12 protein-coding genes are annotated in these 15,916 nt (G+C 46.9%); 4 read left to right on the top strand and 8 right to left on the bottom strand.

The window, feature by feature from the left end:
• Positions 1 to 414 precede the first annotated feature (414 nt).
• The 3 genes from csrA to GL2_RS15745 form a co-directional block, all read right to left on the bottom strand.
• A complete protein-coding gene (gene csrA / locus GL2_RS15735) occupies positions 415 to 603 on the bottom strand; it encodes a carbon storage regulator CsrA (RefSeq protein WP_143731541.1) in 189 nt (62 codons plus the stop codon).
• A 986-nt stretch (positions 604 to 1,589) separates the two neighbouring features.
• Positions 1,590 to 2,090, bottom strand: coding sequence for a transcription elongation factor GreB (gene greB / locus GL2_RS15740; RefSeq protein ID WP_020415058.1), 501 nt, complete (start codon positions 2,088 to 2,090; stop codon positions 1,590 to 1,592).
• 38 nt (positions 2,091 to 2,128) lie between these two features.
• Positions 2,129 to 4,075, bottom strand: a complete 1,947-nt coding sequence (locus tag GL2_RS15745) for a S9 family peptidase (RefSeq protein WP_143731542.1) — start codon at positions 4,073 to 4,075, stop codon at positions 2,129 to 2,131.
• Positions 4,076 to 4,361: 286 nt separating this feature from the next.
• On the opposite strand from GL2_RS15745, the gene GL2_RS15750 reads away from it, so the two are divergent.
• Positions 4,362 to 5,216 carry a 3-keto-5-aminohexanoate cleavage protein gene (locus tag GL2_RS15750; protein WP_143731543.1) on the top strand — a complete coding sequence of 285 codons (855 nt, stop codon included), beginning with the start codon at positions 4,362 to 4,364 and terminating at the stop codon, positions 5,214 to 5,216.
• A 181-nt stretch (positions 5,217 to 5,397) separates the two neighbouring features.
• Positions 5,398 to 6,870, top strand: a complete 1,473-nt coding sequence (locus GL2_RS15755) for a sodium:alanine symporter family protein (RefSeq protein ID WP_143731544.1) — start codon at positions 5,398 to 5,400, stop codon at positions 6,868 to 6,870.
• A gap of 202 nt (positions 6,871 to 7,072) precedes the next feature.
• On the opposite strand, the gene GL2_RS15760 is transcribed toward GL2_RS15755, so the two are convergent.
• Both GL2_RS15760 and GL2_RS15765 read right to left on the bottom strand, forming a co-directional pair.
• Positions 7,073 to 9,109, bottom strand: a complete 2,037-nt coding sequence (locus tag GL2_RS15760; protein WP_143731545.1) for an acyl-CoA synthetase — start codon at positions 9,107 to 9,109, stop codon at positions 7,073 to 7,075.
• A gap of 82 nt (positions 9,110 to 9,191) precedes the next feature.
• Positions 9,192 to 9,572 (bottom strand): hypothetical protein, encoded by a 381-nt coding sequence (locus GL2_RS15765; RefSeq protein WP_143731546.1) that lies wholly within the window; start codon positions 9,570 to 9,572, stop codon positions 9,192 to 9,194.
• A gap of 666 nt (positions 9,573 to 10,238) precedes the next feature.
• On the opposite strand from GL2_RS15765, the gene GL2_RS15770 reads away from it, so the two are divergent.
• Positions 10,239 to 10,670, top strand: a complete 432-nt coding sequence (locus GL2_RS15770; RefSeq protein ID WP_143731547.1) for a helix-turn-helix domain-containing protein — start codon at positions 10,239 to 10,241, stop codon at positions 10,668 to 10,670.
• Between the two features lie 126 nt (positions 10,671 to 10,796).
• On the opposite strand, the gene GL2_RS15775 is transcribed toward GL2_RS15770, so the two are convergent.
• The 3 genes from GL2_RS15775 to GL2_RS15785 all read right to left on the bottom strand — a co-directional run bounded on the left by GL2_RS15775 (position 10,797) and on the right by GL2_RS15785 (position 13,048).
• Positions 10,797 to 11,291, bottom strand: coding sequence for a SirB2 family protein (locus tag GL2_RS15775; RefSeq protein ID WP_232053647.1), 495 nt, complete (start codon positions 11,289 to 11,291; stop codon positions 10,797 to 10,799).
• Positions 11,292 to 11,407: 116 nt separating this feature from the next.
• Positions 11,408 to 11,995, bottom strand: a complete 588-nt coding sequence (locus tag GL2_RS15780; protein WP_143731548.1) for a hypothetical protein — start codon at positions 11,993 to 11,995, stop codon at positions 11,408 to 11,410.
• Positions 11,996 to 12,175: 180 nt separating this feature from the next.
• Positions 12,176 to 13,048 carry a M91 family zinc metallopeptidase gene (locus tag GL2_RS15785; RefSeq protein WP_143731549.1) on the bottom strand — a complete coding sequence of 291 codons (873 nt, stop codon included), beginning with the start codon at positions 13,046 to 13,048 and terminating at the stop codon, positions 12,176 to 12,178.
• Between the two features lie 1,567 nt (positions 13,049 to 14,615).
• Between GL2_RS15785 and GL2_RS15790 the strand changes: the two genes are divergently transcribed.
• On the top strand, positions 14,616 to 15,713 hold the full coding sequence (locus GL2_RS15790) for a zinc-dependent alcohol dehydrogenase family protein (protein ID WP_232053648.1): 1,098 nt from the start codon (positions 14,616 to 14,618) through the stop codon (positions 15,711 to 15,713).
• The last annotated feature ends 203 nt before the right edge of the window (positions 15,714 to 15,916 follow it).

Raw genomic sequence — 15,916 nt, forward strand, 5'->3', positions numbered from 1 at the left:
TGAGAATTCCTTACTCTACACGGTTGGTAATCACCGCATGATGGGTGCTAATAATTTTGGCCCTTAAGCTGATACCATGTTGTCACAAGGATTTCTTTTTCTTCGGGAATTGGCTGGGGTTTAATTAGATCTTGCCATCGGGTCAGAGGAGGCATGATCTATTGAGAAAAACCGGCACTTTACTAATATGAATATTTCTGATGAATTTGTTTGGTCGCGACAATTATTAGCGCTGAAAGATCTAAATACTAAATTTTAAGCAATAATTTCCCGGAAAAATTCTAGGCACTCAGTATTTGGTGGAAAGTAAAAGCAGAGATTTACAATGCTGTCCCGAAAAGCCGGCGTATATGATCTCCGTATCGCCCTAATGGGCGATAAACTTTTTTAAACTGTATATAGACCATCTGATTCTCAGCGATCTCTATTTGTCACTATCCGTTCCTTTTGGATACGTAGATAAACTTCTTCTCGGTGAACGGATATGGATTTTGGGGCATCCACTCCTACCTTTACCAGATCACCCTTTACTTCCAATACTGTGACCGAGACTTTTGTTCCAATTCTGAGGTTTTCGCCAATTCGGCGGGTTAAAATTAACATGGTCATTCCCTGCTGAACTTAAACGATGGGTAGGCTTTCCTCGTTGGGAAGGCTTAAAAAGTAATGTATGAAGGGAATGCGGGGTGGTGCACGAGAACGGTAGGCGCAGAAGAAGAAAAGGCGGGCGCAACGCTCCCAGAGCCTGGGGAATCGCTCCAAGCTACTGAATGTTCTCCACTTTATTGAAGACGAGTGGGTTTCTAGCGTATTATCCATTCAGCCATTTTGATAGTTGCGTTATCAATTTGGTCAGCTGGCCCCTGGTGTTACAGCACCTTGGGTCAGCGCCTTTTACTTACTCTTACTTCACGCTAGCGTTCTCCTTTGATGGGCGGGCTTTCTAGGGGAATCTTGAGGCACCTTTCACTCTTGTCACTCTTGTCACTCTTGGGCTTTTTGGGTTAGTGGCCCGTAGAGGGTTGCTTAGTAAGCACCTAAATGCCGATAAATATCTACCAATTCTACGCAGCTTTGACACTAAAACAAACTTAATAAAATCCAATAAGATTATTTTCGTGCCTATATTTTGCACGTTCACACTTGGAACAATCTTTATTGTTGATTGATTTAGGTGGCTTTCCGTACCGGTTCTCATCTTATAAATTGAATAATCCCCTTCGCTTTTCTGGGTCCTCACTGATTGGTGAGATGAAATTCAGGGAAAAGTGTTCGGAGAAGTTATGGAGAAGTAGGTGGAGCCTTCAGGGCAGGCCGATAACTGCTCTTTGTAAGCTTATTCCAGGTTTACTTTATGGGTTTATTGTTTCTGGTGGGATTAGCTTTTTTGGGGATGTCCCGGCGTAGAGTGACGTATGAGGAGGAAAAGGCCGTTTATAAATTCAGGAATGGGATAGTTTATTTTTTAACTTGGACCGAAGCAGGGCTTGATTGAATGTTCTTATATTCAGGGTGTGAATAGGAATAAAAGGGAAGGGATAGGTTGCCAGTGGCACTTACTTTCCCCCCTTAACAAATATGTAGAAGCGTTACTCTTCGTAACGGATTTCAGTGATATAGTAAGTCTGCCATTCTTCTCCTTGACGAATTTCGATCTCATCGTCGAGCTTTCGTCCCAGTAGGCTGCGTGCAACGGGGGAGTCCATTGAGATCAGGCCAGCTTTCACATCAAACTCATCTGGGCCGACGATTCGATAGCTAACAGCTTCGCCGTCCTCATCCTCCAGCGTCACCCAGGCCCCAAAAAATACTTTTTCTTTATCTTCTGGTACCCGGTCTACTACGGTGATTTCCTCCAGGCGTTTAGTGAGAAAGCGCACGCGGCTGTCGATTTCACGCAGTCGTTTCTTGCCATAGATATAGTCTGCGTTCTCGGAGCGGTCCCCTAATTTGGCTGCGTCACTGACAGCTTGGGTGACCCTGGGCCGTTCTTCCTCCCAGAGGTGTTTTACTTCGGCGCGCATTCGCTGCGCGCCCTCTGCGGTGATATAGCGGGAGCCGCGCGGACGCGGCGGTCTCCATCTTCCCATAGGTTTACTAAATGCCTCTTAGCTGTAGGGATGCGCTGTTAAAGGTTTTCAATGGTGATTCCTGGGCCGGCTTCTGCCAGCGGGAACTTGAATATACGACTATAGAACTCGAGTTCGCCTTCAAGTGCCATCTTGATGCTGTCGCCACTCCTGAATCCGTGACCTTCATTTGCGAAGGTGATATAGGCAACAGGAATACCGCGCTCCTTGAGGGCTTTCACCATGGTTTCTGCCTGGTTGGGTGGTACTACCTTATCTTCCATGCCCTGGAAGAAGATTACCGGGCAGCTCAGTTGCTCCACATGATTGATGGGAGAGCGCTCAAAATAAATTTGCTCGGCAGATGGCCAGGGGCCCACCAGTTTATCCAGGTAGCGGGATTCAAATTTGTGCGTGTCTTTGGCAAGGCTGCTCAATTCACCGATGCCATAATGGCTGGCGCCGGCCTTAAAGGTATCGTGATAGGTGAGCGCGGCGAGTACCGTATAACCGCCAGCACTGCCGCCTTTAATTAACAGCCGTTCAGGATCTGCCAGGCCTCGCTCAACCAGGTACTCGGCACCTGCACAGACGTCCTCGACATCATAAATTCCCCATTTATCGGTGAGGCGATCTCGATATTCACGCCCATACCCTGTGCTGCCGGAATAATTTACATCCAGAATGGCAAAGCCGCGGCTGGTCCAATATTGCACTTTCAAGTTGAGGCCTGCTGAAGTGGCACCTGTGGGGCCGCCATGGCTAAATACAATCAGTGGGGGCTTATGGCCTTCGGGGGCTGAGTAGCTGGGGCTGTGTGGAGGATAGTAAAAACCATGGACGTCGCGGTCGTTTACCGTAAAGGTAATTGCCTGGGCGTTGGAGAAGAGATTGGTTGGTAAAGTACGGCTGTTACTGCTGGCTATAGGTTCCAAAGTGTGCGTAGCCGAGTCAAAAGTGACAACGGCTGGGAAACTGTCGGTGCCAGCGGCTATCATAATGGCTTTGCCATCTTCACAATGCAGGCTTTCAATATCGCAATAGGGCTGCTCGATAGTGTGGTGCTCACCGGTGCGGGTATTCAGGGTGGCCAGGTACCAGCGGCCGCTCTCAGTGAAAGTGCAGAGGACTTCTTCTTCGCCGATAAAGCCGTAGGTAGACATGCCGAATACCCACTGGGGTGTGGCGAATTCTGCATTTTTTTCCCACAGGGGAGTCTCTTGCCCGAGCTGGTACAGGTTCCACCAATTGTTGCGGTCAGAAACATAAACCAACTCCCCCTTTGGGGACCATTGCGGTTGAAATATGGATTCGTTCTGCCCGCCGGCCACTTGCGTGACTCCAGTAACTTCCCCTTGTGTATTCAAGTCGGCAAGGCACAGTTCTGTGGCATCCCAGGGGAGGTTGGGGTGATGCCAGCGCAGGAAGCTCAGCTTGCTACCATCGGCATTCAGGGCCGGGTTTGAATAAAAATCAGCACCTTCCTGTAATACTTCGGGAGTTGTATCCAGTGGTTTTTGCAGGTTGATCGCAATGATACGAGCACGCGCTTCAGCGCCTTGCTCATGGCCGCTGTCGTCTTCCTCGATACAGATCAGGCGGTTTCTTTTTTTATCCAGAATTAAGTCTGCGTAGCGGGAGCTATTTTCCGGAGTGATGGCTTCGGGCAGGGTGCTGTCGAGTTTCATGCGGTAGATACGCTGGTCTTCCGCTAACACAAAGTAGAGTGTATCCCTATTCACCAGGTAGCTACCGCCACCGTATTCGTGGGCTTTCGAGCGCACGCTCAGAGGGGCGGGAGTGAGGTCTTTGCGGCCATCTTTTGGGCAGTATTGCACCAGAACATTGCGGCCTTTCTCTAATGGTCGCGACTCCAGCCAGTAATAGCGCCCGTCTATCAGAGTGGCTTCCCCTAGGCGCACACTGCCCTCTACAAGAAGTTCAGCGCTGATTGCAGATTTCCAGCTGCCATAGGGGGCGGTAATTGTCATGGGGACCTCGCTCATTGGTTAGTTATTTCCTTATTTGGTTTCTTGCATTCTGCCGGCCCTGTAAAGAGGGCACAAGGTGCCTTTCTAAGGGCAGATGCCTGTGATAGGCTGCAACAACCAAGCAAGCGCTTGGTGCAACCAATAACAATGATCAACTGATTATTAGGGATACTGCCTTGAATATCTTGTACCTGGTGACGGTACAGATACTTCGAGAAAGGCAATCAATGGATTTTGAACAGATCCTTCGACTTGCCAGGTTGACCGCGGCCCAAATAAAGATAATTCAGGAGAGCCTGCGATGTCTGATGAAGTTGTAATTACTTGCGCCCTGACAGGGGTGCTCACCAACCCCGAGCAGCACCCGGTTCCGGTAACTCCAGAGCAAATGGCAAACTCAGCGCGGGAAGCCTACGATGCCGGTGCTTCGGTTATGCACGTACATTTTCGTGCCCAGGAGTCGGGTAAGGGGCATCTGCCCAGTTGGGACCCGCAAGTGGCGCTGGAAATCGCCGATGCGATTCGCGAAAAGTGTCCCGGTGTTATTTTAAATTTCTCCACGGGCACCATAGGTAGGGACCAGCGAGGCCCATTGGAGTGCGTGCGCGCCGGCAAGCCGGAAATTGCTGCCTGTAACGCTGGCAGCCTGAATTATCTGAAGGCGCGTTCTAATGGCACCTGGGCCTGGCCGCCCATGGTTTTTGATAACCCGGTAGACAAGGTGGAGGAGCTACTGGAAGTTTGCCGTGAGACAGGTACCCGGCCAGAGTTTGAGTGTTTTGATCTCGGTATCGTGCGCTCGGTGGGCATGTACGCAGATGTAGGTATGGTGGATAAGCCCAATTACAACCTGGTGATGGGGGTGGCTTCGGGAATGCCTGCCGATCCAGAATTGCTGGAGCTGATGCCAAAATATATGAAGCCAAATAGCCTGTGGCAGAGTACGGTGATCGGGCGTGAGGAAATCTGGCCCGTGCATCGCAAAACAGCGGAGCTGGGCGGAAATCTGCGCTCAGGGGTGGAAGATACCTTTTACCTGCCTGGAGGTGAGCGTACTAGCGGTAATGGCCAGCTGATTGAGGCGCTGGCTGTAATTGCTGAGGAATGTGGTCGTAAAGTGGTTTCCCCTGAGCGAGCGCGAGAAATCTTCTGCTGAACCCTTTTCTTGTTTGGTCCTGTCGTGGCGTAGGAACTTGACGCTATGGCAGGCCTTTCCTTATTTGACCCCTTTCCCCTGATGGAAATCGTTCTGCCTGTGGACTGCTAGTCTTATTACCACCCGAAAGTGTCGCCAGTGTCGTGGGTGTTAAAAAAACAAGTCGCCAATAGGAGTGTGGATGCAAGCGCTGCTGGACCAATTAATCAAGGTGATTGACTGGGCCAACCTGTTTTTATGGGGCGGGGTTGGTGGCATCTGGTGGCTCGGAGTCTTGATACTGGCTTTATTGCCGGCTGGTCTTTACTTTTCAATTCGTAGCCGCTTTATCCAATTTCGGCACTTTGGCCATATGGTGATGGTCATGGTGCGGGGTATCCATAAGGAGCACCCTGGGTCTATTTCAGCCTTTCAGGCATTTGCTACCAGTGCGGCAGCGCGTATTGGCACTGGGAGTCTTGCTGGTGTTGCGGTAGCTATAACTGCTGGCGGGCCAGGATCGGTGTTTTGGATGTGGATGGTGGCTTGGCTGGGGATGGCCACCAGTATGGTGGAAAATACGCTCGCGCAAGTTTACAAGGAAAAAGGCGAGCAGCCAGGCACATTCCGCGGTGGGCCCGCATACTATATCGAAAAGGGGCTAGGCCCGAACTGGAAATGGCTATCGGTAACTTTTTCCATTTTTCTCTTGATGTGTTACGGCTTTATTTTCAACTCGGTACAGTCAAATGCCATGGCCCAGGCGATCAATGATGCCTGGGGGATCAATCCTTTATTAGTTGGCATTGTGGTGGCGGTGGTTGCAGCGATAATTGTGTTTGGGGGTATTCGTTCAATTGCGGGATTTGCCGGTGTTGTGGTGCCTGTTATGGCTATCGCCTACCTGGTAGTGGCAATGGTTATCATAATTATCAATATTTCTGAGTTACCCAAAGTACTTGTCACCATCCTGAAAAGTGCTTTTGGTGTAACCGAGGCGGGAGCAGGTGTCCTTGGGGCTGTGGTTTCCAATGGGATCAAACGTGGGCTTTTTGCCAATGAAGCTGGGCTGGGGTCATCACCGAACGTCGGTGCTGCGGCGGATGTAAAGCACCCGCTGGTACAAGGCTATGTGCAAATGGCTTCAGTATTTTTAGATACCATTGTGATTTGCAGCTGCACCGCAGCCATTATATTGGTTGCTGATGTGTATATGGTGGGCAATGTCGAAGGGGTAAAGCTGGCCCAAGACTCATTGGCCAGTGAAGTGGGCTCCTGGGGGAGCGGGTTTATCGCTTTTGCGCTGCTGTTTTTTGCTTTTACATCCATTATTGGCAATTACTACTATGGCGAAACCAATATTTTTTACCTGTATCATAGTCGCACCTCTATTTTTTGTTACCGTATAGTTTTCCTGATGTTTATCCTGTTTGGTGCCTGGGTTTCTTATAGTGGCAGTGTCGAAAATTTTACGCTGTTATGGCGGATGGCTGATGTCTCTATGGGATTTATGGCCTCAACAAATATCCTGGCTATTATTTTGCTCTCAGGGGTTGCGTTCAAAGTTCTTGGGGATTACGAAGAGCAATTAAATAGCGGTATCAAGGAGCCGGTTTTTGACGCAAGAAAGTATGATATTAAGGGGGTTGATCATGAAGTGTGGGATAGGAAATAAGAGCTTATATCGTTAGCATTTATACAAAATTTATATCCAACAGAAGTGACAATAACCACAAAAAAAGAAAATAATTAATTTTGGTTAATGCCACTGATGGTTCTTATTGGATGATCAAGATTCTATTCCAATCTTTCTAAACTCTATTTTGTTGAATAGAAAGAGGGACTATCTATTGAAAGTCCCTTCGTCTCATGGGGTGTTAGACGATTTCGTATTTAAATGTATATGGAGCGAGCTGTTCAGCAAGATGGTTCTGGAGATTTGAATTTCCCTGAGTGGAGACCCTAGCTATAGTCCCAAGTGTTTTATCCTGCTCTACTTTTATCTCAGTATCAGCAGTGAGAATGTCTGCATCCTGGTTGAGCTGCCTGATAATACCCTCAACACATAAGCGGATTTCTTCCATCTCTAGCGCAGGTTTGAATATCTTGCCAACTGCTGTGGTGGGGAGCGCTGTGCGCAGTACAATTTTCTTTGGAATAGCTGCGCGTTCGGTAATGTTCTCCCTGGCGTAACTGGTAATTTCTTCCAGTAGGGTTTGGGCAGAGGAATTCATCACAATCTCACTCTCTTTGGTTGTGAGGGAATCGGTGGCATCATCCGATAACATGACATAGGCAACGGGGATTTCTCCCGCATAAGCATCAGGGGTACCTACCGCTGCCGCCATGGCAACAGATGGGTGCTGGCAAAGGATTTCTTCGATCAGCTTGGGTTCAATATTATGCCCGCCGCGTACAATTAATTCCTTCTTGCGGCCGGTGAGCCAAAAGTATCCATCTTCATCCTGCCTGCCCAGGTCTCCGGTATTTAGCCAGCGGCGCCCCTGGTCATCGTGGACCCATATCCCCTTGTTGTGCTCGGGATTGAGATACCCATTAAATACATTGTCACCGTAAATAATCAGACTGCCGATTTCATTTGTTTGGCTATAACGGATGAAATTCCCTTGTCCATCCAGTTGCGCACTTTGCATCATTTGCTGCGGTAAACGTAGCCCTATAGAGCCAACCTTTTTGGTTCCATATGGGGGAGTGATACTGCTTGCACAGGTACCCTCCGTTAAGCCATACCCCTCGACAATCTGTACACCAGTTATTCGCTCAAAAGCATTAAATACTTCTATGGGCATAGGGGCTGCACCGCATAGGGCCATCTGCAGGGAGGATATATCACATTGGTTTACTGGCTGTTGGAGTAGGGCGGAATAAACTGTAGGTACAGCACTAAAACTGTTCACTCGATATAACTCAATGATCCTCCAAAAATTGGTAAATACGCCTTCTCCCCTATAGCCTTGGGGAGTCATTAATACAACTTCACAGCCATTGATAAAGGCTGCAAGTCCAGTCACTATTGCTGCATTTACATGAAAAAGCGGCAGTCCGCAAAGAATCACTTTTCCTGGATTCATAATATCGCCTGCGACAAGGCTAATACTTTTCGCGTTGGCTAATTCATTACCGTGGGTATGTGTTGCAATTTTGGGTAACCCTGTTGTACCTCCGGTACAAAAAAGGGAGGCAATATCATCACGATTAATACTGCGTTTGAAATTTAAGCGGTTGGAATTCTGTTTGTTCATGGCCGCTTGAAATTGTATTCGTTGTTTTCCTTCCAGCGATTTCAATTTTCTACGGTATTGATATTGTATGATTTTAGCTGCAAAACCTTTAAATCCGCGGGCGTGATAGGCGGGATCTACGTGGAGAATGCTTTTAACTTCCGGCAGGTCGGCCAAAATACTCTCAATTTTTTCGAAAAGATCGGTGCCGGGGAAAGGGCTCAGGGTAACAATCGCTTTTGCATGGCTATGCTGCAAGAGCTCTTTTATCTGTTTGGCTTCCAGCAAGGGGTTGATCGCCAACACTCTGGCTGCTGCTTCTGCCCCCCATAAAACATAGTGTGTTTCGGGAAGGTTTGGCAGTATGTAGGCTACCGTGTCGGTTTCTTCAATACCGATGCTTCTAAATAAGTTAGCTGTTTGAATGATGCGCTGGGCCAGCACTTGATAGCTGATTTTTACCGGTTTTTCATAATCATGCCCAGTGAGAAAGAAAGAAACTGCAGTTTGCTGCGAGTAGCGCTCACAGGATGCCATTAATGCATCAAAGGTGTTGCCAGTAAACTTTTTCGAGATCTCTTTAAGGTGAGTAAAATCATAACCTTCTGGTTGCTTGTCTGTTTCGAGGTAGGCTTCCAGAGCCTCGATGTCTTTCAAGGTTGAGGTGGACATAGTATTACTCCCTGTCTGCGGTCTAGCGCCTGGCAGCATTGTGTTATTCATTATTCTGGCGTGTGTGAAAGTCAGCTCGGACCTAGCCTGGCTGTCGGGCGAGCCACTCTTGCTCTTGTCCAGGCTCCGGCATCACAGCGCCTCCCTCGATAACCCAGCTTGCGGGAACATCAACAAGGTCTACCGAGCAGCGAGAGCGGGGGCAGCACAAGATCTGGGAAGCTGAGTTAACAAAGGCACTGGCCAACTCCGACTTGATTTTATCGCTACGGCCCGAGCGAATGGAACCCAGGATATGGACAATGTTTCTTGAGCGCAGGCGAACGCCTCGGCTAAATACAACTTGTACGAACTGTGCAGGTGCGCCGGTAATGGAGCAGTGAGCTTCGGTAATTGCGGATACTAATGCCTGTTGGTCAGAGTCTAATAGTGGCCGTTTAGTGGAAATTGTGTAAAGGGGCATTTCCGTCTCCTATAAGTTGATGTGTGTTTTGAATTGCCCCGAGGAGCTTTTGGATTTCACTAAGCGCATTAGTGTCTTGCCAATAAATGCTATTTGCCTTACCGGAGACATGCGCTTGCGATTTGTGCTTAGGAATTCTTTGCTGAGTGAATGATCCGGGGCTGTAATGACGACCTCGTATGTATCGCTTCCTGTTGAGGTACACCACTGGTCAAGCAGCCTGTATAAAAATGAGTGCCGTAAAGTATTGGTAGTTCCATCGGGAAGGGGGGCCATAAGGGTGGCCACCGATGATGGCTTACCCTCCATAAATGCTTGATTAACTGGCACCTCCATCCATACAACCCTCGGTGCTACGCGGGGGTCCACATGATCCCGATAAGCCAGGTAAATGATGAGCTCCAGCTTCTGTTTTTCGTGATTAGTTAAGGTCCCCTCGATAAAAGAGCACAAAACAATAGGTTTGAATCGCATTACCTGTCCATTAAGTTGCATTTAGGAACTTATTAGGCGTCAATAAGTTCTAAATTGCAACTAATTTAACAGAAAGGGAAACGTATCAAGTAATAACTTTTAGTTATATGCAGGTTTATTGAGTGGCTCAGGAGAGTTTTGTAATGAAACTTCCTGTGAGACTATTGCGACCTGGGCTACTACAGGACTGTTATGAGAGAGAAGAAACCCGCTGTTCAATGTGCGATCGAAGAGGCGCTTTCTGTAATTGGGGATCGCTGGAGTCTGCTTATTGTTCGCGATGTAATGAGAGGGGTGAACCGGTTTGACTCACTGCAGGAGAGCCTGCAAATTTCCAGAAATATTCTTACCCAAAGATTAAATACCCTGGAAGAAGCTGGGATTCTGGTTAAGACCCCAATCAAACCCGGAGCGCGCCGCATGCTCTATAACGCAACCCCTAAGTGCATTGCGCTGGTTCCTACTTTGGTTTCTCTGATCGACTGGAGTGCCCGCTGGTCTGAAAAGCCAGATACACGGTGGGCCCGTGTCATTGATAAAAGAACGGGGGAGCCTGTGACAGTGGATTTGGTTGGAAAAGATGGTGAGCCGGTTTCCCTGTTGGACTTGGACTTAACGTACTAGGGGTTGTTCTAGCCAGGTCGGTTGCGGGTAATCTATCTGGTTGATAATTGCCGCTGCTTCTATTGCGTAGCATGGGGTTACAAGATAGCTATCTGCCGGGAGGCGTGTACCCGGCAGATAGGTTATTTAGAGAGAAGGTTTGTTTATTGCCAAATAGAAAATTAAAGCGGCCTGCACTATTGCCAGAACAATCGCAATAATACGGGTACGCTGCGTAGTAGACTGCTTTAAAGCAAAAAAACCGGCGATTATATAACCAAATACCAAGGCTATTTTCACTGCAAGCCAATGATAAATGGCCGGATTCCAGCTGCCGATAACTACCAGCGCGATAGCCGCACTTAGCAGAACAGTGTCATTCACATGGGGTATCCAGCGCAATGGAGTTTGCCGCCATGCAGTATTTCTGCTGAGATCCAGGCTGGCACGTAATATAAAGAGAGTGATACTCAAAACTGCGGCAAAAACATGGGTATGTTTTATCAGGGTATAACTAACCATCGATAAGGCTACTTCATTTTCCCGAAGGCAATGTCCGGAAGTTGTAAATTGGAACGTGCTTGTTGAAAGAGCACACGCTAGTGATGGCAGATGGTAACGAGTAAACAGGTGCCCCTGCAACTGGGTCAGGGTGGTAAGTAAGCTTCGACTATAGGGAAGTTTGATACAGGGTAGCGATACGAAACGCTCACCCTGTTTAATACGGGGTACTTTTCGGACTAAGGGTGGTATGACCTTTATGGGATATGAGTGTTCACATGAGTGAATCGTTTATGCTTCCAGGCAGAGAATTTCGTAGCAGTCCAGGTAGCCCAGTTACTGACGGAGGGGATCCATACACCCTTTGTCGATAGGGCAGAACCAAAGCCCATCTTGTGTACGATCATATGACTTGAACTGATACAATTTTCGTATCGGGTTTGACCCGTAATGTTGGGCCAAACTTCGTGGTACTTGGTATTTTTAGCACTCTCCAGTTCTTTTTTGATTTTCTTATACTTGCTTACATCGTCTGTAGTGCACTTTGTATAGTAAACATCAGTATTTGCGTTCTGTGTGTTTCTAGCCCACTGGGTGGAGTTCAGGGGCCCCCTCTCAAATACCCACCCATCATCACTCATTCCGGTCAAAGTGATATATCCATTTTCTATCATAAAAGTGGTTGCATGGCCATCCTCTACAAGTTTCCCCATCAACTTTGTAATTCCTGAGGGAGAAATTGAAATCCCTTTGGCAAGACCTGACCAATTGATGATCGAATATGCAACGCCAAAAACTGGGGATTTCTCATCCAGTTGGTTTAGAAGTTCCTTTCCTGTGGGCATATTGGTAATCCTTATCTGAAGGGTGTTATTTTCTAATCTGTAAGGGCGAACTTAAATTTTTCCCCAAGCAGTGGTGATTCCTGTTTCTATTCCATTAAAATATCTGAAGCTACTACAGAAGCTACGTTTTTTCGCAGATTAAAGTTTATTAATTATCTCCATGTTTCAATAATTTTTTGCTTAATTTAAATTTCCAATTTGTCCATATTTCATTCTCCTGGCAATGTTGTGTTCGATGCGTATCATATTTTCACTGATTGCAAGCAGGTCATTCGGTACGTTATTTTGGTCGTCACTTAGGCCAACTGTAGCAATTTCCTCTCGCAACTCCATGGAGCCTCCCACCCAAATCCAGCCCCGATTCCTCGTGGTAACAATATTGTTGAGGTTGGGGACGGTCATATTGTTGTAAGTGATGGTGTTACCACCATTGTTGATTCTGGCTCTTGCGAGGGCGCCTCCTTGCTGTCGTAAGACATTGTTCATAGGTCCCTGTCTTTGATCTGCCAGGTAAGTGGAGTTAGTGCTGCCAGAAAGGTATAGTCCACGATTGCAGCGATCTGCATGCACCAGTTCATGCGCGAGAGTGATAAAGCTGGGGCAGTTCCCCATTGTCACAGTTCCAGTATTGGTCAGGTTGGCTGTTTGGAAAACGGTGTTATTCCACATAACATGGCCGCTGGAACCTGTGCTCATTACTTTTGCCATAAACCCTTGATCGGCACTGATCAGAGGTATATAGCTTTTAAAGCCACTCCAAATCTGGTCTTTAATCCATTTGTCAGGTCTGAAACCCAGCGCATGGCTTTCAGTGATACGGGTATCGTGATTACTGGCGATCAGGCGCCGAACCAGGGTTGTGCTTTGGGCCCTCAAACCTGCAGCTGTAAGAATGCCGGCTCCCTCTTTGACCCGAACGACATTACGCCCACCGGTGCGGTATTTTTCCGTTGTGTAAGTGAGGGCAGTACCAACACCACCTAGTAGAGAATTAAGGGCAGCCCTTACTTGAGTGATAAAGACGATATTGCTGGAGTCTATGCAAAGTCCCATTTTGTTTTCCTCTTGTTGCGTAGCAGATACGATGGCTGAGTGGATCTGTCTAGGGAAATATTTATGGTTAGCTGGGGGTATTTATAACTATAGATTTGATGAAAGGGTTTGGGCTCTATACCTGGTTGGCCTGACGTTCTTGTGAGAAGTTGAGTTGATCGGGGAAAAAGTAAGCAGATCTTCATTAGAGTATGGAATGATAGGTGCAGGTTCTTACTGAGATACAGGGCTGCGTGAAGTAGGGTTGTTACTGCCATAACATGTATTAGTTTTCTTTCAGGGTACGGTGGTTGTTTGCCTTTAAAATCAACTCTACTAATAACTAGTACTGTTTGCCATAGTGAGTTTGAAAAAATTTCAGAAAGCCAAATTAATTTGACTACCTTTCCTTGGGTATCAATAATTTTGAGTATGTTTTGGATGTACTATTACTTTGCCGATGTAGGGCCTGTTGCTGTTAAGATTTTGTTTTGCTTGAATTTATTGGAGGGGCCGTCAGGAATTTAAAGGGCTGCTTTAAGGATTGCTTTCCCTTTGTTGGTAATGGGAATTCCGGGAAAATTTTCCCTCGTTATCTCGGAAATCGTGCATGAAGTTCCTTCTGAAGAATAGATAGCGTCATCAACACTGACACCATCCAAGTAAGCCATAGCGTTTAATTTCCTGACATATTAATCAAGTACTCTGGAGGGCAAAGAAAAATATCGGCTTCAATTTGTGTTTTTTTAAATAGATTCGATATGCCCTGACTGATAATCATGTTTCAGTCCGAATATTTGTCTGTGAGATCCATATAATCCTCTATTTCTGAATTAAGAGTTAGAAAATAATGAATAATAATGTTCAATAGAGAGCTTCAGGTGGCAGGATTTTACCGTGCTATCTTATTCCAGGTTGCAGTTGCTTTTTGAGGAGTATGATGCTTATCGCAGAGGGCTGTTTTGCTATTAATCTCGAATTAATTGAGGAGTTCAGGGTGATATTTTCTTTCTATTTGAGCCTGCCCGGTCCACTCATAGAGAATAGGGATATTTCTGAAGAATTGTAATGTACTTCCAACCTTCCTTTCTGTATTTAGACTGTTATTTTGTCTGCACAACTCTTGTAGATTTTTCTTGCCCTTTGAGGTGTTTAAAAAATAGATGCTGTGTAGTATCAAAAGTGAAATGTTGGAAGTGTTTTGGCGATCCAAAGGAAACATTTTTTCGGTGTTTATCTATGTTTTAAGTTATAACTATTAAATGAAAATGCTGGAATTACTTGTGAGTGTATTGCTGGGTAATGCACGCCAAACTTACCTGTGCGATAAATTGTTACTCTAATTCAAGTAAAGTACACTCATTGAATATTCCGCTTGTCACGCTCAGAATCGGCCTATCTTAAGTTTAGCTTTCAGTATGATAACGCTGCATAGGTTTACAGAAATATTCGGAGTGTTAGGTCAACAAGTAATAGTTGACAGCATAAATCGGTTCCACAGGTATTTATGCGCACTTCTTAAAAAAACATATTGTGCTGAATAGTTCTAATTTTGCACCTTCCTTCTCGCTTTATCCTTGAACAATCGATGGCGGTAAGTACACTGGCCATAGGTTTGATGGATGGGATTACCATCAAACTTCCAGAAGAACTACAAGTAGAGAGAGGATACGGCGACATGCTGAAGGCAGAATATCGTGAACGTGGCCCCGTGCCACAAGATGTCATAGAAGCAGTTTCATTTGAAGTGCCCGAATTACAGGAGGGCCAGGTCCTGTTGGAGATGTTGGCTGCGCCTATCAACCCTTCTGATGTCCTTACTTTGACCGGTGAATATGGCATGTTGCCGCCACTGCCGGCTATTGGCGGTAATGAGGGGATTGCGAAGGTAGTTAAGCATGGACCGAATGTAAGCGGGCCGGCTATCGGTCAGACAGTTTTACTGCCAGTGGGTAGTGGTACCTGGGCCACTCATATGGTCGCGGATGCTAAGGGGTTAATCCCTTTGCCAAATGGCATAGACCCAGTACAGCTATCCATGATCACTATTAACCCGCCAACGGCTTACTTATTGTTGAGCGAGTTTGTGGATCTCCAAGAGGGGGATTGGGTTATCCAGAATGCCGCCAATTCGGGAGTAGGCTCTTATCTAACCTCCCTGGCAAAACTTCAGGGCCTCAAAATTGTGAATGTAGTACGCAGAGAATCTTTGGTGGAACCTTTGCTGGCAGCCGGGGCGGATGTGGTGCTGGTAGACGGTGAGGTAGATGGTCAGAGCCTTGCAAAGAGAGTCGAAGCAGCCACTGGTGGAGCCAAGATCAAGTTGGGCATTGATGCCGTGGGAGGGATGGCAACAGCTCGTCTGGGAGAGGTGCTCTGTGATGGCGCAACTCTGGTGAACTATGGCGCTCTCAGCGGTGAGCCTTGCCTGTTGGCTCCAGGTGTCATCATATTCAAAGATATCACTGTACGGGGCTTCTGGTTGGCAAAATGGTTTGGTACAGCCTCCCCTGAGCGCCAAAAAGAAGTTTTTGGAACCATTACCGGTCTTGTGGCTGAGGGAAAATTGTCTGCCCCAGTTCATGGGACTTACCTCGTGAAAGATGTAAAAGAGGCCGTTAGGGTCGCTGCTGCGGGAGAACGCAATGGCAAGGTGCTCTTGGTGGGTCAGGAACTTCTCAATTAGCTATTAATAAAAATACTATTGTGAGCTTTGCACTATTAAACGTCACAATTTTTTGTGGCGTTTTTTGTACAAGGATGATAGGGGTATATTTTTAATTATCAGATATATGTCGTTAAAGTTGCCCTGTAAGGAGCTCCAATAGCTACTTCCAGGCAGTATTCAGTTAATTTTCCCTTGGCCTAAATAAGACACTATCTGTCTGG

Source organism: Microbulbifer sp. GL-2, from assembly GCF_007183175.1.
Lineage (GTDB): Bacteria > Pseudomonadota > Gammaproteobacteria > Pseudomonadales > Cellvibrionaceae > Microbulbifer.